Source organism: Carnobacterium alterfunditum DSM 5972, from assembly GCF_000744115.1.
GTDB lineage: Bacteria > Bacillota > Bacilli > Lactobacillales > Carnobacteriaceae > Carnobacterium_B > Carnobacterium_B alterfunditum.
Genome location: NZ_JQLG01000004.1, coordinates 2,359,760 through 2,382,620 on the forward strand (window position 1 = coordinate 2,359,760; position 22,861 = coordinate 2,382,620).

A 22,861-nucleotide genomic window follows, 5' to 3' on the forward strand; every position below is an offset into this window, starting at 1 on the left:
CATTCTACTCACTCCTTATAATTCTTCAACGATAATGTTGTGATTCGTAAAGACACAGATATCCGCAGCAGTATTTAAGCTTTCTTTTGCAATTTCGGCTGCTGTTAAATCTTTGCCAAGTTTTTTTAAGGCTCTACCCGCTGCGAGTGCAAAGTTACCGCCTGAACCAATGGCCAAAATTCCGTCATCTGGTTGGATCACTTCGCCTCCACCAGACACCATCAACATTTCTTCTTTATTCATGACGATCAGCAATGCTTCTAGTTTCTGCATCGCGCGATCCGAACGCCATTCTTGAGCCAATTCTACAGCTGCGCGTGTTAGATTCCCTTTATACTCGTGTAACTTAGCTTCAAACTTTTCTTCTAACGTAAAGGCATCAGCGACACTTCCGGCAAAACCAACCAGCACTTCATCATTATAGATTCGACGAACTTTTCGAGCTGTGCCTTTCATGATCACTTGTTCACCCATTGTTACTTGACCATCACCAGCCATTGCACTTTTTCCGTCGTGCTGAATAGCAAATATCGTTGTTGCATGAAATTCTGTCATTGTTTTTTCCTCCAGTCAATTAGCCGATTCTTAGGCTCTTGGGTGAAATTGTCGGTAATTCTTTTGCAAATGCTCTTTGGTTACATGAGTATATATTTGAGTCGAAGATAAACTGGCATGTCCCAGTAATTCTTGAACTGTCCGCATATCCGCCCCATTATTTAATAAATGTGTTGCAAATGAATGGCGCAGCATATGCGGATGGATATCAGATGTTAAACTGCTTTTTTTGATTACTTGGTTCAATACATACTCGATTCCTGTTGCTGTAATAGGATCGCCATGATGGTTAACGAATAAAAATTCATGACTTTTTTTATATTTGGACATCAATGGAGTCCGACTCTGCTCCATGTACTCGCGCATAGCAACCGCAGCGTAGTGACCAAAAGGAACATACCGTTCTTTGTTCCCCTTACCATGGACCAATAAGACACTTAAATCAAAATCGATATCTTTCAAGTTGATCCCACTGCATTCACTTACTCGAGTACCTGTCCCATAAAGAACTTCAAGGATCGCTTCGTTTCTAAAATCTAACGGTCCATCTCCTTTGACAGCTTCAAAAAGAGCATCCATCTCTTTTTCATAAAAGAATTTAGGTAAACGAAGCATTTTCTTTTTTAAATGAATGTAAGAAAACGGATTATCTTTAACTAATTGATTTTTTAACAGAAATTGGTAGAATGCTCGTAAACTTGAAATTTTTCTTGAAACGCTATTCCGACTTAAGCCTTTTTCATTTAACTCACCTAAATAGATTCGCACATCTTGAAGAGTCACACTGCTAAAATCCGTGTCACCTGTTTGATCTAAAAATAGTTCAAAATGGGTGATATCTTCTTCATAAGCTTTTTTCGTCAGCTCAGAATAATGCCTTTCGGTAATCAAATACTGCAAAAAAGTCGCTTTAGCTGTTTGATTCACCAAAAATCATCCCTCCAATCTTACAACAAAATTACTTTATCACACAAATAATTGGATTACAATCGAATAAGATTTAAATTAATTGAATTTTAAAACAATTTAGTTATTTTTCGATAGTTGTCAACAAATACGCGTCAATTCGGGTATAGCAATTGATTTTTAACTAGAAAAAAAAGCTAAGTAAGAGCTGTTTCTCCTCATACTTAACTTTTTTTATTTTTTAGGTCAGTTTGATTTATTTTTGGACTTCTTCTTTGTAATCACAATGGCTGCATACAACTTGTTTGCTGCCTTTTGCTTTTTTCTCAACTAAATAATGATCACATTTCGGACAATTGCGTCCAACAGGTTTATCCCATGAAACAAATTCGCATGTAGGGTAACGATCGCACCCATAAAATAAACGATTTTTCTTGGATTTTCGCTCGATCACATGACCTTCGCCACAGACTGGGCAAGAGACGCCTATTTCTTTGACAATTGGTTTTGTGTTGCGACAATCAGGGAAATTACTACAAGCGTAAAATTTTCCATACCGTCCCAATTTGATCACCATCGGATGACCACACAGTTCGCAATCAAAGCCAGCAGGTTCATCTTTGATTTGAACTTTTTCCATATTTTCTTCTGCTTTCTCAACTTCAATCGCGAATGGTTTATAGAATTGATCAATAACTTTTTCCCATTCTTTATTGCCTTCTTCCACCTCATCCAAATCTTTTTCCATATCTGCAGTAAAGTGGACATCCACGATATGAGGGAAAAATTCATTGATCAGACCATTAACGATATCACCTAATTCGGTCACTTCAAATCGTTTATTTTGTAATTTAACGTAATACCTGCGTTGAATAGTTTCCAACGTTGGTGCATAAGTTGAAGGACGGCCTACACCATTTTCTTCTAGAACGCGGATCAATGTCGATTCAGAGAAGCGAGCAGGAGGTTGCGTGAAATGTTGTTTTGGTTCAATATCGATCGACTTGACTTTGTCGCCTTGTTCCATAGCGGGTAAAAGATTCTCTTTCTCTTCTTTTCCTTCATCATTTCCTTCAATATACACTTTTTGGTAACCTGGAAATTTTATTTTAGAACCATTTGCTCTAAAATAAACATCATTTTGAGCAATATCTACTTTCATTGTATCGAATACAGCTGGTGTCATTTGGCTGGCTACCAATCTCGACCAAATAAGATTATACAGTTTGTATTGATCTTTTGTCAGATACTTCTCAATTTCTTTAGGTGTCCGCATGACACTAGATGGTCGGATACCTTCATGAGCATCTTGATCGCTTTCAGCTTTTTTTCCTGTTCGCGGTTTAGAAGCCGCATATTCAGGCCCAAATTCTTTAATAATGTATTCTGCTACATCATTTTTAGCTGAAAGAGCGATCCGAGTAGAATCGGTCCGCATATATGTGATCAGACCGATAGCCCCGCCACGGCCCATTGAGATTCCTTCATAGAGCTGCTGAGCGACCATCATTGTTTTACGTGTTCTAAAATTTAATTTTCTAGCGGCTTCTTGTTGTAGACTACTTGTCTTGAATGGAAGAGCGGGATTTCTTAACCGTTCTTTTTTCGTAACAGACATGACTTCAAATTGATCGCCATCTATTTCTTTGATAATTTTTTGTACTTCTTCTGCATTGCTCAAGCTTTGTTTTTTACCTTTTAGTCCATAAAAATTCGCTTTGAATTTCTTTTTGTCTTTTTTAAAATTGGCTCCGATCGACCAATATTCTTCAGGCTTAAATTGATTGATCTCCTCTTCACGCTGACAAATCAATTTCAGTGCTACCGATTGGACTCTTCCTGCACTTAATCCTTTTTTTACTTTTTTCCATAAAATAGGACTGATAGTATATCCTACAAGGCGATCCAATATTCTTCGAGCTTGTTGTGAATTTACTAAGTCCATATTAATCGAACGCGGTTCTTTGAACGCATTTTTGACAGCCTCTTTGGTAATTTCATTAAAAACGACACGATTTTTATCTGCTACATCTAATCCTAGTAAAAAACTCAAATGCCAAGCAATAGCTTCCCCTTCTCTATCCGGGTCAGCTGCGAGAAAAACTTTTTCAGCTTTTTTTGCATGCTTTTTTAATTCCTTGATCAAAGGACCTTTTCCTCGAATAGAAATGTATTCAGGCTGGTAATTATTTTCAACATCAACAGCCATACGACTTTTAGGAAGATCGCGAATATGTCCAAGGCTGGCTACTACTTTATAATTTCGACCTAAATATTTTTCAATTGTCTTTGCCTTAGCTGGTGATTCAACAATCACTAGGTATTTATATGCCAATGAAATGCTCCTCTCAAATGAGCTTGATTTTTAATGATACAGTCGTTCTCTAATCTATAATTGAAATCGTTTATCATCTTATGCTATCTTTAGGCACTTTGTCAACCATCCTTATTTATTTTGGGATAGAAAAATAGCATATGATAGAAGAAAAAAAACGAAATTCTCCCTTGAAACCCTTTACTTTCCCATTTTTTAGCTTTTTATAGTTTCATACGAAAAAAACTTCAAAAGAACAGTTCGACTGTTTCCTCGAAGTTGCTTTTTTGAGCTTTTAACGATTCAATTCTTCTAAGATATGCTCAGCAGTCAAGACACTTTTTGCGCCATGTAAAATTAAATCATTCGTTCCTTCTGAATAAGGATTCGTAATATTTCCAGGTACTGCAAAAACTTCACGTCCTTCTTGAAGCGCTAGATTAGCTGTAATCAAACTGCCGCTGCGATACTTAGCCTCAATGACTAATGTGCCTAAGGAAAGACCTGCAATAATGCGATTTCTCATAGGGAAATGCTGTTTTAACGGTTTGGTCCCTAGAGGGTACTCTGAAATAAGCAAATGATTCTTAGCAATATCTCTTTGCAGCTTTTCATTTTCAAAAGGATAAAACTGATCTAGTCCTGTCCCTATAACAGCAATTGTTCGGCCGCCTAATTCAATTGTTTTTTTGTGGGCCTTCTGATCGATCCCTTTAGCTAAACCACTAACAGTGATGATATTGTTAGTGATCAATTCTGGTAACAAAAGTGCTAAGGCTTCTTCGCCGTATGTGCTGTTTAAGCGGGATCCTACGATTGCCAGTAAATTACCAGTTAGGAGTGTGAGATTTCCTTGATAAAACAATAATGCCGGCGGATTATAAATATGTTTTAAATATTCTGGATAAGATTTATCCAGAATCGATACCCATTTGATTTGTTTATTTTGGTACTCATCCAAACTTTCTTCTATTCTAATAGCCGCAAAACTATCTAAAAACAGTTTTTTATTTGTCGAATTTAATTGGGCACATTTAGCTAAATCGTGAGCCGTTAAGTGAGGATCATCTATCAGTGATGAGAGCATACGAATACGACTGGTGGCCCCAATTCCTTTGCATAATGTTAAGTGAAATAATAGTTGATCAAGATTTGTTGTTTGCATTTTACACTCTCCTTTATCATTGCAAAATCAGTTAGTATGCTAAAGTTAAAGTCCGCAAATTAAACAAAAAAACATTAAAAAAGGCTCTAGAAGATTAATCTTCCAGAGCCTTAAATTATTTTTTTCAATCATTGATCGATTAGATATAGAATTTTTATTAGAACTCCATTAAAGCTAAAACGTCGTAGCCCTTAATTCTGTCACGACCGTATAAATCCTTTAGTTCAACTAGAAAAGCAGTACCAACGACTTCTCCACCTAGTTTTTCGATCAATTCAATCGTTGCAGCAATCGTTCCTCCTGTTGCTAATAAATCATCACAAACAAGAACTTTTTGCCCAGGTTTTATAGCATCTTGATGGATCTGTAACGTATCTTCACCATATTCTAAACCATAAGTCACTTCGATTGTTTCACGAGGCAATTTTCCTTTTTTACGTGCAGGTGCAAATCCGATCCCTAATTCATAGGCAACGGGACAGCCCACAATAAATCCGCGTGCTTCAGGTCCAACGATCATTTCAACGCCTTTATCTTTTGCGTATTTTACTATTTCATTCGTAGCAAAGCTGTAAGCTGCTCCATCCGCCATTAAAGGCGAAATGTCACGAAAGACGATCCCCTTTTCTGGATAATCTGGGACATCAGCGATATATTTTTTTAAATCCATTGAAAATTTTCCTCCATTCAATTTTAAGATGTTGCAATTGCTTGTTGTTTCATCCAATCTTCTAACTCAGAAAAATGACTGTAAACAAAAAAATTTTCAGCTTGAATTTGTTTTAGTCGTTTTTGATAGGTTGTCGCTTGGGTCAACTCTCTTTTTTCAACATCCTTAGTAACATTCATCACACCAGCTTTCATTGTAACAAATCCTATCTCTAAAAACACTGAAATAATAAAAATCAAATTATTTTTTTTTATTTTTAAATGCGTTGCTAATAAATTCAATTTATTTCGAACATCAATATCGACATGTGCAGCTGTATATTTAAAAACTTGGCCAAATTGGTTTCGACTCGGCATCCCATTTAAATAAAGCTCTTCACGACTATAAAAACAAGCAATGATTTTTTCTGGATTTGCTCTATTTAATAAAATTTTGACCCATTCACTATCAGAAGGACAGTCTATAAAAATCAGTTGCGTTGTTTTCATTGCAAACTGAGCTAGAGCTTCATCATCCAGTAAGTGATGACTATAACTGGTATCTGGTAAAAGATGATTATATTTTTCAAAATTCAATTGGTCAAAAAAGATGAAATCAGCATTAGCTGTATTCCACAATGCTGCAGGAATATGAGTGCTTCTAGAATCAAAAACTTGAACTCCTTCAATCGCTAAATCTTCTAGCATCAACTGCGTCTTACGTGACCCATTCCACTCATTTATGGCTAATTTTCCAACGACAGAAACCTCTGAATGTGACCCTATTTCATCCGCAATAGAACCAAATTGAAAACCGATGACATCTAAAAAGGCTTTTTCTTCAATAAGTTTCATCTTTAAGTGGGTTTGATCGCCACCGATCCGGCGAATATCTTGAGCTGTCATATTTTTGAAGAGAAAAGTTGGTTTACGATTCGCTGTACCAAAAGGAGCTAATCGATTTAGTTCCTCAACGACCTCTACAGTGGCTTCTGTTAGCTTAAGTTGTCCATCTAATGGTATTTCTTCGCTCAGCTCTTCTGAAAGACCCGTTGCAGCAGCATAGTGATTCAGTTCATTTTGGATACTTTCGATATTTTCTAAAGGAATGGTTAAACCAGCAGCCATGTGGTGTCCGCCAAATGTAGTTGTGAGTTGACGAGCACTATCCAAAGCATTATATAAATGGAATGCTGGTATGCTTCTTCCAGAGCCTTTTGCCAGACCTTTAGCTTTATCGATCGTCATGACAAGAGCCGGTTTTCCAGTCTTGCCCACGATTTTACTCGCAACGATGCCTAGTACACCTTCATGCCAATCTTCTTTTGCTAAAACATACACGTCTGATTCGGCATCTAAATCCTCGATCATCTGAAAAGCTTCATTTGTTATGGCAGAAACATAAGCTTGTCGTTCAGTGTTCTTTTCTTGAACGAACTGTGCCAAGGAAAGGGCTTTATCATCATCAAAAGTGGTTAATAATTCTACAGCCGGAGCTGCGTCACCTAACCGTCCCACGGCATTCAGACGCGGTCCTATGATAAACCCGATTGTTTCTTCATCGATCTCTTCTCGTTTGATTTTTGCTAATTTAAATAAAGCCGTTAAGCCAATGCGTTGCGTATTCTTCAAAACGACTAACCCCTGCATGACTAATGCTCTATTTTCATCCGTTAACGAGACCAGATCAGCAACGGTACCTAATGCAACCAGATCCAATAATTCAACGGGTACTTCTCCTAATAAAGCCGTTGCCAACTTAAATGCGACACCAACTCCAGCTAATTCTCCAAATGGATACGAACCTTTTGGATGTCTGGGATGGATCACAGCATATGCAGCAGGTAATGTTTTTGGCAATTCATGATGATCGGTTACAATAACATCTATCCCTAGAACTTTTGCTCGTTCTATCGCAGCATGTCCAGCGACACCGTTATCACACGTTACAATAAGTTGTGTCCCTTGTTCAATCAAACGCTCAAAGGCTTTTGTATTCGGTCCATATCCATCTGTGAAACGATTAGGGATATAGTAGTTGACTTCTCCCCCTATCATTTCAATCGTTTCTTTTAAAACGGCCGTACTTGTAACACCATATAGTGATAGGTAACCTTTTGAAGTCATCTTCAGGTTTTCCCCCACTCCACACCGTGCGTGAGACTTTCACCTCACACGGCGTTCCATCGTTTTAGAATGTCCGCTATAAATAATCTGCAATAAAAAAAGTATAATTGCTGTTAAATTAGCGTAAATAACCATTCATAAACCGACTTGAGCCCCTCCCTCGACTGCTTGTTATCACAGTTTCATTGGTACTATGGCTCTACTTTCACTTAGATAAATTAGCTTATTATACTCTCACGAGCTTTTCGTCTAAACTGTTTCATCTGCCGGTAAAAGCATCCGCATTCTAAGCTTCATACGTTCCAATTAAATTATCTTGTTCTATAGATCCTTAGGTTTCTTCTATGGGCCGTTGCACTTGATCATCCCTGTAAGATAATATGGTATTTCATAACGTCAGATTTTTACTCTACCACATGCAAATAGGATCGACTTTTGGCGCGATCCTGGCGCTGCATTTCTACACCGCTTACGTATCGACTCGTACATTCGAAGATTCGTCAGTTCCTAGTTAAGGAACATTCTAACCATAGATCATTTATAAGACCCCCAGCCTATAGGAAGCAACATCCACCTCTGGACTTTTTTCGTATAAGAATCTATCTTATCTACGGCTTCTTTCAGCTGACTTCACCGAGCTTTATACTGTTGACTATTTACCTTTCAAAAGCATATCGGAGGATTAGGGAAACCGTTTCAAGACGTTACGCTCTCATTCCAGCTTTCATTTAATTAGTTCTCCCTGTCTTTGTTAAACCAAAGACGAGTGCACAAGCTTTTCACTTATGAACGTATCGCACCTGCATCATAATCGCCGTAAATAGTGATTTGTTCACCTTGCTCAACTGCTTCAGTGATACGAGATACCGCACTTTCCATATCGTACATCAAATAAGGATCATGGATCCATGTTTCATCAGGCTGCATAAAACGTTCTATTTTTTCTTTGGAATCAAGTCCTCTTTGTAGACACAGCTCAATAAACAAAGGAGATAAACTTAAAGTATTACTTAAGTCTATTACTTTTTCCTGATCAGCTATGCGTTCATTTAATTTCCATTTTGTACGTGATTTCAACAACTTTCATCACTCCTAACTGAATCATTATAGCAAAATTATACTTGTAGTTATAGTTATATTCTAATTAAGATACTCCATAAAAAGAATCAGATAAACAGCAGCATTTGCCCTTAGCGTTACAAGAACTTATTTAAACAGCAAAAAGAGATTGAAACATAAAAGTTTCAATCTCTTGATCCACTTATAAAGTCAATTTTTAATCTTCGATAATTTGAATACCGATCCCAATTAAGCCTGGGCCCGTATGAACTCCTAAAGCTGGGCTGACTTGATCTTCAAAAATTTCAACAAAATTTGGCAATGCTTTTTTAAGGTCTGCTCGTATATCATCTAATTGTGCTTCAGCTGTTTTACCACCAAATGCAATCGCTAAATGGTATTTTTTGGCATCCCCAGCAAATTCAGTTGCTAAATCGATTGCTTTTTGAATACTCTTTTTGTTTCCGCGTACTTTTGCAGCAGTATAATAGATGCCGTTTTCGTTACAAGAAATGACCGGTTTTAAATTCAAAACATTTCCTAGGATAGATGACACTAATCCGATGCGGCCGCCTTTTTGTAAATATTCTAAAGTTGGAACATGAAAAAACATTTTCGATTTTTTTACATCATCTTGTAATTTTTCTTTGATGACTTCCCAATCCAGCTCTTTTTCAACATAATCAGCCGCTTTTACAGCTAAAAGACCACTGCCGACCCCAATGTTTTTAGTATCTAAAGTAAAGACATCTAACTCTTTAACATTTTCAGCCATTAAACGTACCATGTTATTCGTACCGCTTAGTCCACTCGAAATAGTGATCGCGATTACTTTTTCATAACCTTCATTTTTAAATTCTTGCAAAAGTTCACTAATAATTTCTCCACTTGGTAAGGACGTTTTAGGAATTTCTTCATCTAGACGATCATAAACATCTTGAGCATGAATATCCACTTTATCGGTATATTCTTTATCTTTATAAATGATTTTTAAAGGGATCACTTTCATATTTGCTTTTTCAAGAATCTCTAAGGGAACATCTGATCCAGAATCAACTAAAAAGCCTATCTTTTGTTTGTTCATATTTATTCCTCCAACTTTTTGGTTTTATTTTTTTTCTTTTCTATTTCTTCTTTTTGTTTTTGAGCTATAGAAATCACTTTTTCAGTGACAATTTTTGTAGCTACTGCTATCGTAGCTGTTCGAACGATGAAGGTAGTATTGTTTGTATTATCTGGCAACAAGGGTTTTCTATCTTCCTGTTTTATATGAGAAGCAATTGCTCTTAACGCGTATTCTTGCTCAGTACAAAACAAGTCATAGGCCTCTCTAATACCGCTTATTGAAGCCTGATAAAGAATGCCTTCTTTTACTTCAGAAATCGTCACAACTTGTTTTAAAATGGAAATCGCGATCAAATACGCTAAATGCTTCTTAGTGTATTTTTTCTTTATGGGTGGAGGAATCAATCCCAATTTAACATAATTGTTGATCATAGAAGAAGTAATGATCTGTTTTTGATCACCAACTTTAAAAATAGCCAAATAGCGTTCAATTAAATTTAAAACTTGATCCATATAAAGATCAAAGTCAGGTAATTCTTCCCATCTAGGAAAAGTATATTCGCTTATCTCATTTGACCAATCTAATAAATCTTCCTCGATTTTATGCATATAATCACCTTTTTTATCTATTTTCAATCGTATATAGTTTAACACAATTATATTCACTAGACAATCTAGTTTTATAAACCAGATTGTCTAACTCATAAAATAAACGTCTCAAAAAAGAGAACGAATACATTTTGAAAGAAAAAAGAATAAACCCTGAAGTTTATTCTTTTTTCTTTCAGTCTTTTATAAGTAAAGTGACTGATAGTTATCAGTTGATTTGTTTTTATTTTAAAGAATCATTCGGCTGATTTGCAACGTTGACCGTTGGTTGAGTCATTCGATTGACTAATTCTTTTTCTAAACTACTGATTTTATCTGTTTGTTCACGGATGATAAGGTCTTTTTGAGTTAATTTTTCATCATATTCGGTTCTGATTTGTGCTAATGCTTCTTCTTTTTTATTTTCAGCATTTTCTAACTCTTTTTTTGCATTCTTTAGTTCTTTTTTATTTTTATAAGTAGTGCCCATAGAAATTAAAACTGTCGCTAAAGCTCCAACTAATAGTGAGCCTAAAATGATCATGATCAAAGGCCAAGTTACTACTCCAAAACCAAAATTAATTGGAACTGAATCAACATTGATAACAGCAAAAAAAGCTACAATTGCAATAAGAATAATTGCTAATATCGTTCCCCATTGTCTTTTCATAACTTATGAATCTCCTTTCGATATTTTTATTTTTATAACTCTATTTTAACATATTGCCACTTGTAAAAACTATGAAAGATACTCGACCCTATTATTTATTGTTAAATAGATTTCCAGCTAAATAATCTCCGATTCGAGGGAAAAGCATATAAAATTTTCCAGCGACCTCTAGAAGTGCAGGCATATTCAATTCTCTTCTAGCTGTACCCATTAATGCAACGATACGACCAGCTACAATTTCAGCATCCAATACATAATTACCCACTTTTTCTAAATAAGTTCCGCTTTCGTCAGCGATACCAAAAAAGTTGGTCTCAATAGGACCTGGATTTACAGTTGTTACAAAAATGTTCAAAGGTTTTAATTCCAAACGCAAAGCATTTGAGTAACCAATCACTGCAAATTTACTTGCAGAATAAATAGATGATTTTGGTGTTGCCATTTTTCCTGCTTGAGAAGCGATATTGATAATATGACCTTGGTGTCGCTCAGCCATTTCAACAGCTACTAATTGTGTCACGTACATCAAGCCTAAAACATTCACGCGAAACATTCTTTCAGCTATATCCATATCAAATGTCAACGCTTCTTCAAAATGTCCAAAACCGGCATTATTGACAAGGACATCTACTACACCGACCGTTTGATAAATCTCTGTGATCACTTGCTTGACTTGTTCAGGATCTGAAACGTCCATAGGAAAAGCGTAGGCTTTTTTACCTGAATACTTTTCGCATGTTGCTTTGACATGTAAAAGTAAATCTGCTCTTCTAGCACTTAGTATCACAACAGCGCCTTTTTTTGCAGCTTCATAGGCTATTTGTTCTCCTAATCCTGTTGAAGCACCTGTAATAAAAACAACTTTATCGGTAAGTGTAACTAAATTTTTTTTCATACTGAACTCCTTTTATTTGTTTTATTTATCCGTTCTAATAAGTGGGATATCGATTTCATCAAAGTCATTCACGACTTTAGTATTAGGGAATATTTTTTTAGCTTCTTTTTCTAATAAATAAATATCTCTGCCTAAATAACGAGCGCTGATATGAGTCAGCAATAGCCTGCCGACATTTGCTTCTTTAGCCACTTCAGCTGCATCTAGATTTGTGGAATGGTTATAGTCTCTTGCCATCTTACGATTCGTTCCATCAAATGTACTTTCATGAACCAAAACAGAAGCATTCTCGGCAAGTAGTATGCAATTTTTTGTTTTCTTAGTGTCGCCCAAAATTGTCACGATACGGCCTTTTTGAGTTTCTCCAATAAAATCGTTGCCATTGAATACTCGGCCATCTTCCAAAGTGATTGTTTTTCCTTGTTTTAATTTTCCGAATAACGGGCCAAATGGTAGTCCCGCCTCTTTTAACTTGTCGGCTTGCAGTGTTCCTTGATGATCGGCTTCTTCGATTCGGTAACCAAAGGATTGGATACCATGTTTTAATTTGCGACAAATCACTTTGAAGTTCTCATCTTCAAATAAAAGGCCCTCTTCTTGTATTTCATGAAAATGTAAAGAGTATTTTAAAACGGTTCCTGATATTTTTAGAGAAGTCATTACGTAGTTTTTGATCCCCACAGGACCATAAATCGTTAAAGGGCCATCTCCTCCTTGGAAAGATCGACTACTTAAAAAACCAGGTAATCCAAAAATATGATCCCCGTGTAAATGAGTAATAAAAATTTTATCTACCTTACGCGGCTTTAAAGTCGTGTGGAGTATTTGTTGTTGCGTAGCTTCACCACAATCAAAAAGCCAGATCGTATTTCGTTCTTCTAATAATTTTAAAGCAATGCTGGTTACGTTCCGTTGTTTAGCTGGGACACCTGAACCTGTCCCTAAAAATAATAATTCCATTTTATCCTGTCCTAACCATTTAAGTATCATTCATACGAGCAAAACCTCGTATGAATCTAATCTATTTATTTTAACAAATATTCACTGAATAAGCGATAATGAGTTAAAAAAACGTCCAAGCAATCTATTTGGTGATTGCTTGGACGTTTTGATTACGTTCTATTCGACAAATTCGAATTCATATTTCATGATACGGACTAAGTCTCCATCTTTAGCTCCGCGCTCACGCATTTCTTCATCTATTCCCATCGTTCTTAACTGACGAGCAAATCTTAATACTGAAGCATCATGATCAAAATTCGTCATCTTGAATAATTTCTCAAGTTTTTCTCCACTCAATACCCATGTAGCATCAGAATCTCTGGTAATTTCGTACCCTTTTTCTTCAGCAGTATGTTTATACATAACGGTTTCCTCTTCTTGATCCAATTCATATAATGGAAATTCTGAGGTCACGTCTAATACATCGGCTGTAGCGTTCAATAAGTTTTGCGTTCCTTGATGTGTTACAGCTGAGATAGCAAAAATTTGAAGATCTTCTTCATATTCATCTTTTTTAAGAGCTTTTATTTTTTCTTTGAAAGCAATCAAATTTTCTTCTGCGTCAGGCATATCCATTTTATTTGCGACAATAATTTGTGGACGCTCCATTAAACGAAGATTGTGTGTTTCCAACTCGTTATTGATAGCCATATAATCATCAAACGGATCACGGCCTTCACTACCACTCATGTCTATCACATGTAATATGACACGAGTACGTTCAATATGGCGCAAGAATTGCGTTCCTAAACCAATTCCTTGCGAAGCTCCTTCAATTAATCCTGGTAAATCAGCCATAACAAAACTACGTCCATCTGGTGATTGAACCATACCTAAATTAGGGACTAACGTTGTAAAATGGTAGGCTCCAATTTTAGGACGAGCTGCAGATACAACTGAAAGCAAAGTAGATTTTCCTACAGAAGGAAAACCAACTAATCCTACATCAGCTAAAACTTTTAATTCCATATCGATTTTATAGTCTTCTCCTGGTTCACCATTTTCGGCAATTTCTGGAGCTGGATTTCTAGGTGTAGCAAAACGGCTATTTCCACGTCCGCCACGTCCACCTTTAGCAACAACAAGTCTGTGGCCATGATGAACTAAATCACCTAAAAGCTTTCCTGTTTCTGCTTCTTTGATCGTTGTACCAGGAGGCACTTTAATAATATTGTCCCCTGCTCCTCTTCCATGCATGTTTTTACTCATACCATTTTCACCGTGTTCTGCTTTAAAATGACGATTAAAACGGAAATCCATTAATGTACGTAAACCTTCGTCTACGATAAAAACGACATCTCCACCTCTACCACCATCTCCACCAGCAGGACCACCATCTGGTACGAATTTTTCACGACGGAAAGCGACCATTCCGTTACCGCCATCGCCGGCCTTTACATTAATTGTTACTTGATCTAAGAACATTGACATTTTTATTTTCCTCCTCATTTTTTAAATGTATGAGATTTAGTTATTTTCTAGGTTACACAATGGATCTGGCGCTTCATCTCACTATTACATTTGTTCCAATGATGTAAATAAGAAAGCCAATTATCACATATCCTCTAAAAATGAAATACACATCAGTATAACCAAATTTAGTCCATTATCTATTGTACGTTTATTTTATGTGTTTGTCCATTTTTAATGAGGATATTATCACAATAATGGTCAATAAAGCAAAAAAAATTTCATCTGTACTCATTATCCCATCATTTCATTTTAACTATTTAATTCATCTCTCATTTGTAGTAAGATTTAAAAGGAACTTTTTCTATATCATTCGACTTTCATATAGAAGAGTTAATTTTTATTATTAAGCTAGTCAGTTTAACCAATATAAGGATGTGTATCATGAAGAGGAATAAAGGTTATATAATTGGGGTTACATTATTTATCGTCGTAATAGGTTTAATGGTTTTTGGAGTCCATACACTGTCAAAAAGTACCGGAGCAAGTTTCACAACGATGTTTTCTCCTGAAAGTTCGCTGACTCAAACCCCTTCGCTTGATGAAGACCAAATAGATTTGCCCCAACTCACTAAAGAAGTGAATGATAATGAAATAGAAATTAAAATCATTACAACTTTAGGGACTATTCGAGCCAAAGTATTCCCTGATTTGGCTCCAAAGGCAGTAGAAAATTTTCTTACCCATAGTGATGAAGGCTATTATGATGAGACAACTTTCCACCGCATCTTAACTAATTTTATGATCCAAGGCGGTGATCCTAGCGGAGATGGCACTGGTGGGGAAAGTATCTGGGGGGAACCATTCGAAACAGAAATCTCTTCTCAATTATTCCATCTACGTGGCGCTCTAGCTATGGCTAAAACGAATGCCCCCGTTTCAATAGGGAGCCAATTCTATATCGTTCAAAATCCATCAGATGTCAGTGCATCAGCTGATCCTTCTAAGACGCCAGATAAAATAATCAATGCTTATACTTCAGGCGGCTACCCTTCACTAGATCAACTCTATACCGTTTTTGGTCAAGTGATCGAAGGCATGGACGTCGTTGATGCAATAAGCGAAGTTGAAACGGATTCGCTCGACAAACCAGTACAAAAAGTCAAAATTGAATCTATTGAAGTAATAGATTGAGCTTTCTTAAAAAACAATTGAAAGCAGCTCACACTAGAAAAGAAATCGAAATGATTTCTTTTTTTTTTTTTGTCATTAGTTAACTGTTCAGCCATAACTTACTCTGATGTGAATTGGTATACATCAATTATCTGCTCATTGCAATTGTTTTTAAAAAAAAATGTTAAAAAACAATGAAATCGGTTTATATTTGATTGCTTTTGACTGTTTTTGGTGGTAAAGTAACGCTATTGGAGGGATGACATGCTTACCGAAGAACGTTACAACTTCATAACAGAAAAATTGGATCATTATGGAGTGATTAAGTCCCAAGAACTCATGTTAGAAATGGATTGTTCAGAGTCCACGATCCGACGCGATCTGGCTTCGCTAGAAGAACAAGGAAAACTTATACGTGTGCACGGCGGCGCTAAAAGAGTTTATACTGTGGAACAAGAACAAACGCTTAATGAGAAATCAATCAAAAACATCCAAAACAAGAAAAAAATTGCGGAATTGGCAGCCTCTTTTGTTGAAGATGGGGATACTATTTTTTTGGATGCCGGATCAACAACTTTTTTTATGGTACCTTTTTTAAAGGAAAAAAAGATACGTATTGTAACGAATGCCGTTCAGCATGCTCTTCTGCTTTCAGATCAAAACAATGACGTTTCATTAATTGGCGGAAAGTTAAAAAATACTACCCAAGCCATTATTGGAGCTGCAAGTATCGAACAATTAGCTCGCTACCGCTTTACGAAATCTTTTTTAGGTATGAATGGCGTGGATAGAGATTTTGGGTTTACCACCCCTGATCCAGAAGAAGCTTCAGTTAAACAGCAAGCTGTGATGAATAGCTCAAAAGTGTATGTTTTAGCTGACAAAACAAAATTTGATAAAGTTACTTTTGTAAAGGTTTGTAATATCGAAGATGCTTTGATTATTACAGATCATCTAACAGATAAAAATCATCAAAGTTATTTTAATAAAACAACCATATTGGAGGCAAAATCATGATATATACCGTAACACTAAATCCATCGATCGACTACATTGTTCATGTCTCTTCTGTGCAATTAGGCGCATTGAATCGGATGGATAAAGATTTAAAACTTCCCGGAGGCAAAGGAATCAATGTTTCTCGCGTCTTAAACCACATCAACCAACCGTCAACAGCTTTAGGCTTTCTAGGCGGCTTCACTGGAAATTTCATTTCTGACTGGTTAGAAAAAGAAGGCGTCCACACTCAATTCGTTTCTATTGAAGGCGATACACGTATCAATGTTAAATTAAAGTCGGATACTGAAACTGAATTAAACGCTCAAGGTCCGGTCATTGCAAAATCGGAAGCAGATCAATTAATGGATCAAATAGAGTTAATGACAGCTGAGGATATTATTATTTTTTCCGGAAACAAACCCCCTTCTTTACCTGAAGATTTTTATCAAAAAATGATTGCGAAAATTGTTTCAAAAAAAGCAAATTTTGTGATCGATACTGCAGGTACAGAATTATTGAATGCATTAGCACATAAACCGTTGTTAGTGAAACCAAACCACCATGAGTTAGCTGATCTTTTTGGTGTTTCGATCGAATCAGTTGAGGATACTGTTCCTTATGGGAAAAAACTGATTGCTTTAGGTGCCCAACATGCACTTGTCTCAATGGCTGGTGATGGAGCTTTATTCTTCACCGGGGAAAAAATTTACCGAGCAACTGTTCCTAAAGGGATCGTGAAAAATTCAGTCGGAGCTGGAGATTCTATGATTGCTGGTTTTATTGGAGCATTAGTTGATACTAAGGATCCGTTGAAGGCTTTCAAAAAAAGTGTTGCTACTGGAAGTGCCACCGCTTTTTCTGATGATCTAGCAACTCGTTCTGAAATAGAAAACTTATTAAAAGAAGTTATAGTAACAGAAATCACTTGATAAAATAGGAGGAAAAACAATGAATATTATTGACTTATTAGTTAAAGACGCTATGATATTGAATCTAAGAGCAACAACAAAAGAAGGCGTTATTGATGAAATGATTGCCAGCTTACAGGCAAATAACCGTATCAATGATGCTGCTAAATTTAAAGAAGGCATTATGCATCGCGAATCACTTACTTCTACCGGTTTAGGAGACGGAATTGCTATGCCGCATGCTAAAACAACTGCTGTAAATGAGGCGACCGTTTTATTTGCTAAAAGTACGAATGGCATTGACTATAATTCATTAGATGGCCAACCTGCTCATTTATTCTTTATGATCGCAGCTCCTGAAGGCGCAAATGATACTCATTTACAAGCACTGGCTAATCTTTCTCGCTTGCTGATTCATCCTGAGTTTGTTTCATCTTTAAAAGAAGCAAAAACAGCTGAAGAAGTCGTTTCACTCTTTGCAGCTGCTCAAGAAGTCCAAGAAAAAGAAGCTGCCGCTGAAATCAAAGCAGCTAAAGCTCCAAAATCAGAGCAAGATACAAAAAAACCGTTTGTTATCGCAGTAACAGCTTGCCCAACAGGCATTGCACATACGTATATGGCTGAAGATTCTTTAAAGAAAAAAGCAGCTGAAATGGGTGTTGAGATCAAGGTTGAAACAAATGGTTCTGATGGAATTCAAAATCGTTTGACAGCTGAGGATATTAAAAGAGCTGACGGCGTTATCATTGCAGCAGACAAAAAAGTAGAATTAGCTCGTTTTGATGGAAAACCTATGCTGCAGCGTCCAGTCAGTGATGGAATTCGCAAATCAGAAGAATTGATTACAAAAGCTATGAACAAACAAGCTCCTATTTACTCATCAGATGGTCAGAAAGATGAATCAAATGAAGAAGTATCTGGTTCATGGGCCAATAAAATTTATAAAGATTTAATGAATGGTATTTCAACCATGCTTCCTTTTGTTGTAGGTGGAGGAATATTGTTGGCTATTTCTTTCTTAGTTGAAAGAACGTTGGGTGACACGAGTTCACTATTCTTGTTCTTAAACAGTGTTGGAGGCAATGCCTTTAACTTCTTGATCCCTATCTTAGCTGGTTATATTGCATTAAGCATTGCAGATCGTCCTGGTTTGATGCCTGGTATGGTTGGTGGATTGATTGCTGTAAACAGTAATGCTGGTTTCCTTGGTGGACTTGCAGCAGGTTTCCTAGCTGGTTACACGATCCTAGCCTTGAAAAAAGGACTAAAAGGATTACCACAGTCTCTTAATGGATTAAAATCAATCCTCTTCTACCCTATTCTTGGTTTATTGATCGCTGGTGGGCTAATGTTCTTTATCGTTGGGCCAATTTTCGCAACTATCAATGTTGCAATGATCACTTTTTTAGAAAATCTTGGGACAGGTAATGCAGTACTTTTAGGGGCTTTACTTGGTGGCATGATGGCCATTGATATGGGTGGTCCTTTCAATAAAGCCGCTTATGCTTTTTCAATTGGTATTTTTACCGATACTGGTGATGGAAGTTTAATGGCTGCAGTAATGGCTGGTGGAATGATTCCACCATTAGCGATCGCTTTATCAAGTACATTCTTTAGAAATAAATTTAATGAAGATGAAAAAAAATCTGCATTGGCAAACTACGTGATGGGATTATCATTTATTACAGAAGGTGCAATTCCTTTCGCAGCTGCTGATCCTATGCGTACGATTGGTTCTTCAATTGTTGGAGCCGCTATTGCTGGTGGATTGACACAATTTTGGGACATTACGATCCCTGCTCCACATGGAGGAATTTTTGTTGTAGCACTTTCAAATCATTGGTTCTTATTTTTAGTAGCCTTAGCTATTGGATCTGCTATCTCAGCAATCATTCTTGGCCTTTGGAGAAAACCAGTTACGACTAATTAATAAACGACCTACTGAAACCCATGAATTTTTTCATGGGTTTTTTTGTACCCTACTATAAATAAATTGCTAAAAATTTTTACGTTAGGTGTACTAGTTGTTATTGTTTGATTGTTATTTTGAAAGGAAGAAATTAGTATGACGATGATAAATGATCATTAGGAAGAATTAAAACATGCTTAACGCGGTACTTTGCTCAGCATTGTAACTTATCTATTTATTGCTACCTTAAAACTGATTGTTGCCAACAATTCAGGTCCGAGCGCTTTACGAGCTGATGGATTGAATAATACAACAGATACTATTGCTTCAATAGCTGTTCTTATTGATCTAAGACTGGCTAGAAGACCTCCAGATGACAACCATCCTTATGGTCACTGGAAAGCTGAAACAGTTGCCAGCATGATTACCTCTTTCATTACACTAGCTGTTGGACTAGAGGTTCTTATTTCTGCAGTACAGCATTTTTTAACTTCTGAAAGAGCCTCTCCTGATTTAATTGCAGGCTTTGTGGGACTATTCTCAAGCATTGTTTTGATGTCTTTTTATCTATACAATAACAAATTAGCCCCCAAAAAAAAGTCAGGCCTTAAAAGATGCTTCGAAAGATACTTTTAATGATAGTTTGATCAGTTTATCAATGGCGATTGCTATTTTTATTTCACTTATTATACTAAAGACCGCCATTGAAATATTTAGAGGAAGTGTTTTTGAATTATCTGATGGATTTAATGAAGATAACCTAATAAAATTTCAGTAAACTATCCTAACGTTGCGTGAAGTTTTAGAAGTTGAATCCATTAAAGGAAGAACTTATAGAACCATTATCTATGTCGAAGTCATTATAAAAACTAATCCAGAAATAACGGTTAAAAGAAGTCACGAATTAACAGAACAAGTTGAAAATCTTTTAACAGCTGATTTTGGTGTCTTTGATACAAAGATTCATGTTGAACCAAGCGACCTGAATGATAATTAGTTTGCTCCAGAATGGTGCTTTTATGGAGCAGCAAAAGACCTGCAATGTTTTATTGCAGGTCTTTTTTTATACGATTTTAGTTCATGAAATACGCCATTACTGACTCGTTATAATATTTTAGCTAAAAAATCTTGAGTTCTTTCGTGTTGGGGATCATTAAAGATCTCTTCGGGTCGCCCCTGCTCAACAATATAACCGTCATCCATAAAAACCACACGATCAGCCACTTCTTTTGCAAATCCCATTTCATGAGTCACAACGACCATAGTCATGCCGGAATCAGCTAACTCTTGCATAACCTTCAACACTTCTCCAACCATTTCAGGATCTAACGCTGAAGTGGGTTCATCAAAAAGCATTACATCTGGATTCATAGCTAATGCACGTGCGATCGCGACCCGTTGTTGTTGTCCACCGGATAGACTTGCAGGATAAGCGTCAGCTTTATCTGATAAGCCAACTTGTTCTAATAGTTTGATGGCTGTTGCTTGTGCTTCTTCACTAGCCATTCCTTTGACTTTTATAGGTGCTACTTTTAAATTTTCTAAAACAGTCATATGGGGAAATAAATTAAAACTTTGAAATACCATGCCCATTTTTTCACGTAATTGATTCATTTTTGTTTCATTTAAACCGGTTAAAGCAGTCCCTTCAAAGATGATCTCTCCACTCGTTGGTATTTCTAACAAATTCAAGCAACGAAGTACTGTGCTTTTTCCTGATCCTGACGGGCCTATGATCACCACTACTTCTCCTTTTTTTACTTCTTGGTTGATGTCTGTTAAGACTTCATTAGCACCAAAGGCCTTTTTTAAATGATTTATTTTAATCATGATTCATCTTCCCTTCGTAATGATTTAATAGCTTAGTTAAACTGAACGTCAAAATAAAGTAAATGATCATTGTAATAACTAAAGGAGCGATCCCTCTATATGAAATAGATGTTACAACTTTCGTCTGGAAAATTAGATCACTTACACCAATAATAGAGACGATAGAGCTTTCTTTAATAACGGTAATAAATTCATTTCCTAATGCCGGCCAAATATTTTTAAGTGCTTGTGGGAAAATGATTTGACGCATCGAAATCTTTTGACTCATGCCTAAACTTCTTGCTGCTTCAGCTTGTCCTTTAGGTACCGAATTTAAACCAGAACGGATAATTTCACAAATATACGCTGCACTATTTAATGAAACAGCGATGATACCTGATGCTAAAGCCGGAATGTTTATCAGGTAACCTACTGCGAAATAGATAAACATAACTTGGATCATCATAGGTGTTCCACGAACAAATTCGACATAAGCTGTTGCTAAAAATTTTATGATTTTGTTCTTACTCGTTCTCATAAAGGATAAAATGACTCCTAATATTGAACCGAAAAAGACACTCACAACTGAAATAAGAATAGTATATCCTGTACCATTTAAAAAGTACCGCCAATAGTTGAAAATACTATTGCTGCTATCCGATTCTTCATCTGTTCCTTGTGATGCAGCTTGTAAATGAGATCCGGCTTCTTCCAGATAACTAGCAATCAATTTTTGTTCATCGATTGCTGTTAAGGAAGTATTCACAGCAGCTACTAAAGATTGCGTATCTTTTTTGAAAGCAATCGCCGATCCTTGTTCCCCTTCTTCTAAAATAAATTCTCCATCAAACGTTACTAACTGACTATCATTTTCAATGTAAGCTTCTGCACTGGGTTTTTCCATCAAGATGGCTTCAATTTTATTTGTTTTTAAAGCTAAAATCAAATCTGTCATTTTTGATAAACTCAATAGCTCGGAATCGAGCATTTGTTCTTGAGCAATCGTTTCTTGGAGAGAAGCTGTTTGAACACCCACTTTCATCCCTTTTAAATCACTCGTACTTGTGTGGACATCTTTATCTGTCTCTCTGACAACGATATTTTGTCCACCCGTATAGTAAACGTCGGAGAAATCGACACTTTTCTTACGTTCGTTGGTTGGGCTCATACCCGAAATGACCATATCGATTTTTTCTGATTCTAAAGCTGGCAAGAGGCTGTCAAAACCGATATCATCAACTTTTAATTCTACACCCAAATCAGCTGCAATCTTTTGCGCAATCGAGATATCCATCCCAACTATTGTATCTTTCCCATCTACCGCAGCATGGAATTCGTACGGTGGAAAATCAGCACTAGTACCGATAACCAACGTCCCTTTCTTTTGAATGTCCTCTAATGCTGTATCAGCAGCGGATACTGTTTCGACTGGTACAAATAACCCGAAAACAGTCATCAAACTAAGTATAATTAAATATAATGATTTCTTTTTCATCTGTTTTCCCCTTTTCTGATTTTAGTTGCTCTTGAACTTATAAATCATAATAACAGAATAAGAATATTTATACAATATTTTTTAATAATATTTACTTATTTACGCTATAATCAGCTATATATGCATATTATTATGTATATATTAGGTTTAAGTAAATTTTGTAC

21 protein-coding genes are annotated in these 22,861 nt (G+C 36.3%); 6 read left to right on the forward strand and 15 right to left on the reverse strand.

Annotated features, from left to right (window positions below):
• Positions 1-15: 15 nt before the first annotated feature.
• The 13 genes from hslV to obgE form a co-directional block, all read right to left on the reverse strand.
• Positions 16-555, reverse strand: a complete 540-nt coding sequence (gene hslV / locus BR50_RS11495) for an ATP-dependent protease subunit HslV (protein WP_034548726.1) — start codon at positions 553-555, stop codon at positions 16-18.
• 30 nt (positions 556-585) lie between these two features.
• Positions 586-1,485, reverse strand: coding sequence for a tyrosine recombinase XerC (gene xerC, locus BR50_RS11500; RefSeq protein WP_034548727.1), 900 nt, complete (start codon positions 1,483-1,485; stop codon positions 586-588).
• Between the two features lie 232 nt (positions 1,486-1,717).
• Positions 1,718-3,796 (reverse strand): type I DNA topoisomerase, encoded by a 2,079-nt coding sequence (topA, locus tag BR50_RS11505; RefSeq protein WP_034548728.1) that lies wholly within the window; start codon positions 3,794-3,796, stop codon positions 1,718-1,720.
• A gap of 274 nt (positions 3,797-4,070) precedes the next feature.
• Positions 4,071-4,940, reverse strand: a complete 870-nt coding sequence (gene dprA, locus BR50_RS11510) for a DNA-processing protein DprA (RefSeq protein ID WP_034548729.1) — start codon at positions 4,938-4,940, stop codon at positions 4,071-4,073.
• A 157-nt stretch (positions 4,941-5,097) separates the two neighbouring features.
• Positions 5,098-5,610 (reverse strand): adenine phosphoribosyltransferase, encoded by a 513-nt coding sequence (locus tag BR50_RS11515; RefSeq protein WP_034548730.1) that lies wholly within the window; start codon positions 5,608-5,610, stop codon positions 5,098-5,100.
• 23 nt (positions 5,611-5,633) lie between these two features.
• Positions 5,634-7,715, reverse strand: a complete 2,082-nt coding sequence (gene recJ / locus BR50_RS11520) for a single-stranded-DNA-specific exonuclease RecJ (RefSeq protein ID WP_156097509.1) — start codon at positions 7,713-7,715, stop codon at positions 5,634-5,636.
• A 783-nt stretch (positions 7,716-8,498) separates the two neighbouring features.
• Positions 8,499-8,795: a hypothetical protein gene (locus BR50_RS11525; protein ID WP_034548733.1), complete on the reverse strand. Its 297-nt coding sequence runs from the start codon at positions 8,793-8,795 to the stop codon at positions 8,499-8,501.
• A 196-nt stretch (positions 8,796-8,991) separates the two neighbouring features.
• On the reverse strand, positions 8,992-9,858 hold the full coding sequence (locus BR50_RS11530) for a DegV family protein (protein ID WP_034548735.1): 867 nt from the start codon (positions 9,856-9,858) through the stop codon (positions 8,992-8,994).
• Between the two features lie 2 nt (positions 9,859-9,860).
• Positions 9,861-10,448: a DUF1836 domain-containing protein gene (locus BR50_RS11535; RefSeq protein ID WP_034548736.1), complete on the reverse strand. Its 588-nt coding sequence runs from the start codon at positions 10,446-10,448 to the stop codon at positions 9,861-9,863.
• Positions 10,449-10,671: 223 nt separating this feature from the next.
• Positions 10,672-11,097 carry a LapA family protein gene (locus BR50_RS11540; protein ID WP_034548737.1) on the reverse strand — a complete coding sequence of 142 codons (426 nt, stop codon included), beginning with the start codon at positions 11,095-11,097 and terminating at the stop codon, positions 10,672-10,674.
• Positions 11,098-11,188: 91 nt separating this feature from the next.
• Positions 11,189-11,992 carry an SDR family NAD(P)-dependent oxidoreductase gene (locus BR50_RS11545; RefSeq protein ID WP_034548738.1) on the reverse strand — a complete coding sequence of 268 codons (804 nt, stop codon included), beginning with the start codon at positions 11,990-11,992 and terminating at the stop codon, positions 11,189-11,191.
• A 21-nt stretch (positions 11,993-12,013) separates the two neighbouring features.
• The gene (gene rnz, locus BR50_RS11550; protein WP_034548740.1) at positions 12,014-12,952 is read right to left on the reverse strand and encodes a ribonuclease Z; all 939 of its coding nucleotides are present in this window, start codon (positions 12,950-12,952) and stop codon (positions 12,014-12,016) included.
• Positions 12,953-13,111: 159 nt separating this feature from the next.
• Positions 13,112-14,419, reverse strand: coding sequence for a GTPase ObgE (gene obgE, locus BR50_RS11555; protein WP_034549196.1), 1,308 nt, complete (start codon positions 14,417-14,419; stop codon positions 13,112-13,114).
• Positions 14,420-14,848: 429 nt separating this feature from the next.
• Between obgE and BR50_RS11560 the strand changes: the two genes are divergently transcribed.
• The 6 genes from BR50_RS11560 to BR50_RS12930 all read left to right on the forward strand — a co-directional run bounded on the left by BR50_RS11560 (position 14,849) and on the right by BR50_RS12930 (position 20,390).
• Positions 14,849-15,598: a peptidylprolyl isomerase gene (locus BR50_RS11560; RefSeq protein WP_034548741.1), complete on the forward strand. Its 750-nt coding sequence runs from the start codon at positions 14,849-14,851 to the stop codon at positions 15,596-15,598.
• A gap of 243 nt (positions 15,599-15,841) precedes the next feature.
• Complete coding sequence (locus BR50_RS11565) at positions 15,842-16,594, forward strand: DeoR/GlpR family DNA-binding transcription regulator (RefSeq protein WP_034548742.1); 753 nt, start codon at positions 15,842-15,844, stop codon at positions 16,592-16,594.
• On the forward strand, positions 16,591-17,505 hold the full coding sequence (gene pfkB, locus BR50_RS11570) for a 1-phosphofructokinase (protein ID WP_034548743.1): 915 nt from the start codon (positions 16,591-16,593) through the stop codon (positions 17,503-17,505). The genes BR50_RS11565 and pfkB overlap by 4 nt, the downstream gene beginning before the upstream one ends.
• 19 nt (positions 17,506-17,524) lie before the next feature.
• Complete coding sequence (locus tag BR50_RS11575; RefSeq protein ID WP_034548744.1) at positions 17,525-19,414, forward strand: PTS fructose transporter subunit IIABC; 1,890 nt, start codon at positions 17,525-17,527, stop codon at positions 19,412-19,414.
• A 189-nt stretch (positions 19,415-19,603) separates the two neighbouring features.
• On the forward strand, positions 19,604-20,029 hold the full coding sequence (locus BR50_RS12925) for a cation diffusion facilitator family transporter (RefSeq protein ID WP_245792790.1): 426 nt from the start codon (positions 19,604-19,606) through the stop codon (positions 20,027-20,029).
• A 154-nt stretch (positions 20,030-20,183) separates the two neighbouring features.
• Positions 20,184-20,390, forward strand: coding sequence for a cation transporter dimerization domain-containing protein (locus BR50_RS12930; protein WP_178377451.1), 207 nt, complete (start codon positions 20,184-20,186; stop codon positions 20,388-20,390).
• Between the two features lie 107 nt (positions 20,391-20,497).
• Here the strand turns inward: BR50_RS12930 and BR50_RS11585 are convergent, their stop codons facing one another.
• Together BR50_RS11585 and BR50_RS11590 are read right to left on the reverse strand one after the other, a co-directional pair.
• Positions 20,498-21,223 (reverse strand): amino acid ABC transporter ATP-binding protein, encoded by a 726-nt coding sequence (locus BR50_RS11585; protein WP_034548745.1) that lies wholly within the window; start codon positions 21,221-21,223, stop codon positions 20,498-20,500.
• A complete protein-coding gene (locus tag BR50_RS11590) occupies positions 21,216-22,697 on the reverse strand; it encodes an ABC transporter substrate-binding protein/permease (RefSeq protein ID WP_034548746.1) in 1,482 nt (493 codons plus the stop codon). Before BR50_RS11590 ends, BR50_RS11585 begins: the two co-directional genes overlap by 8 nt.
• Positions 22,698-22,861: the final 164 nt, after the last annotated feature.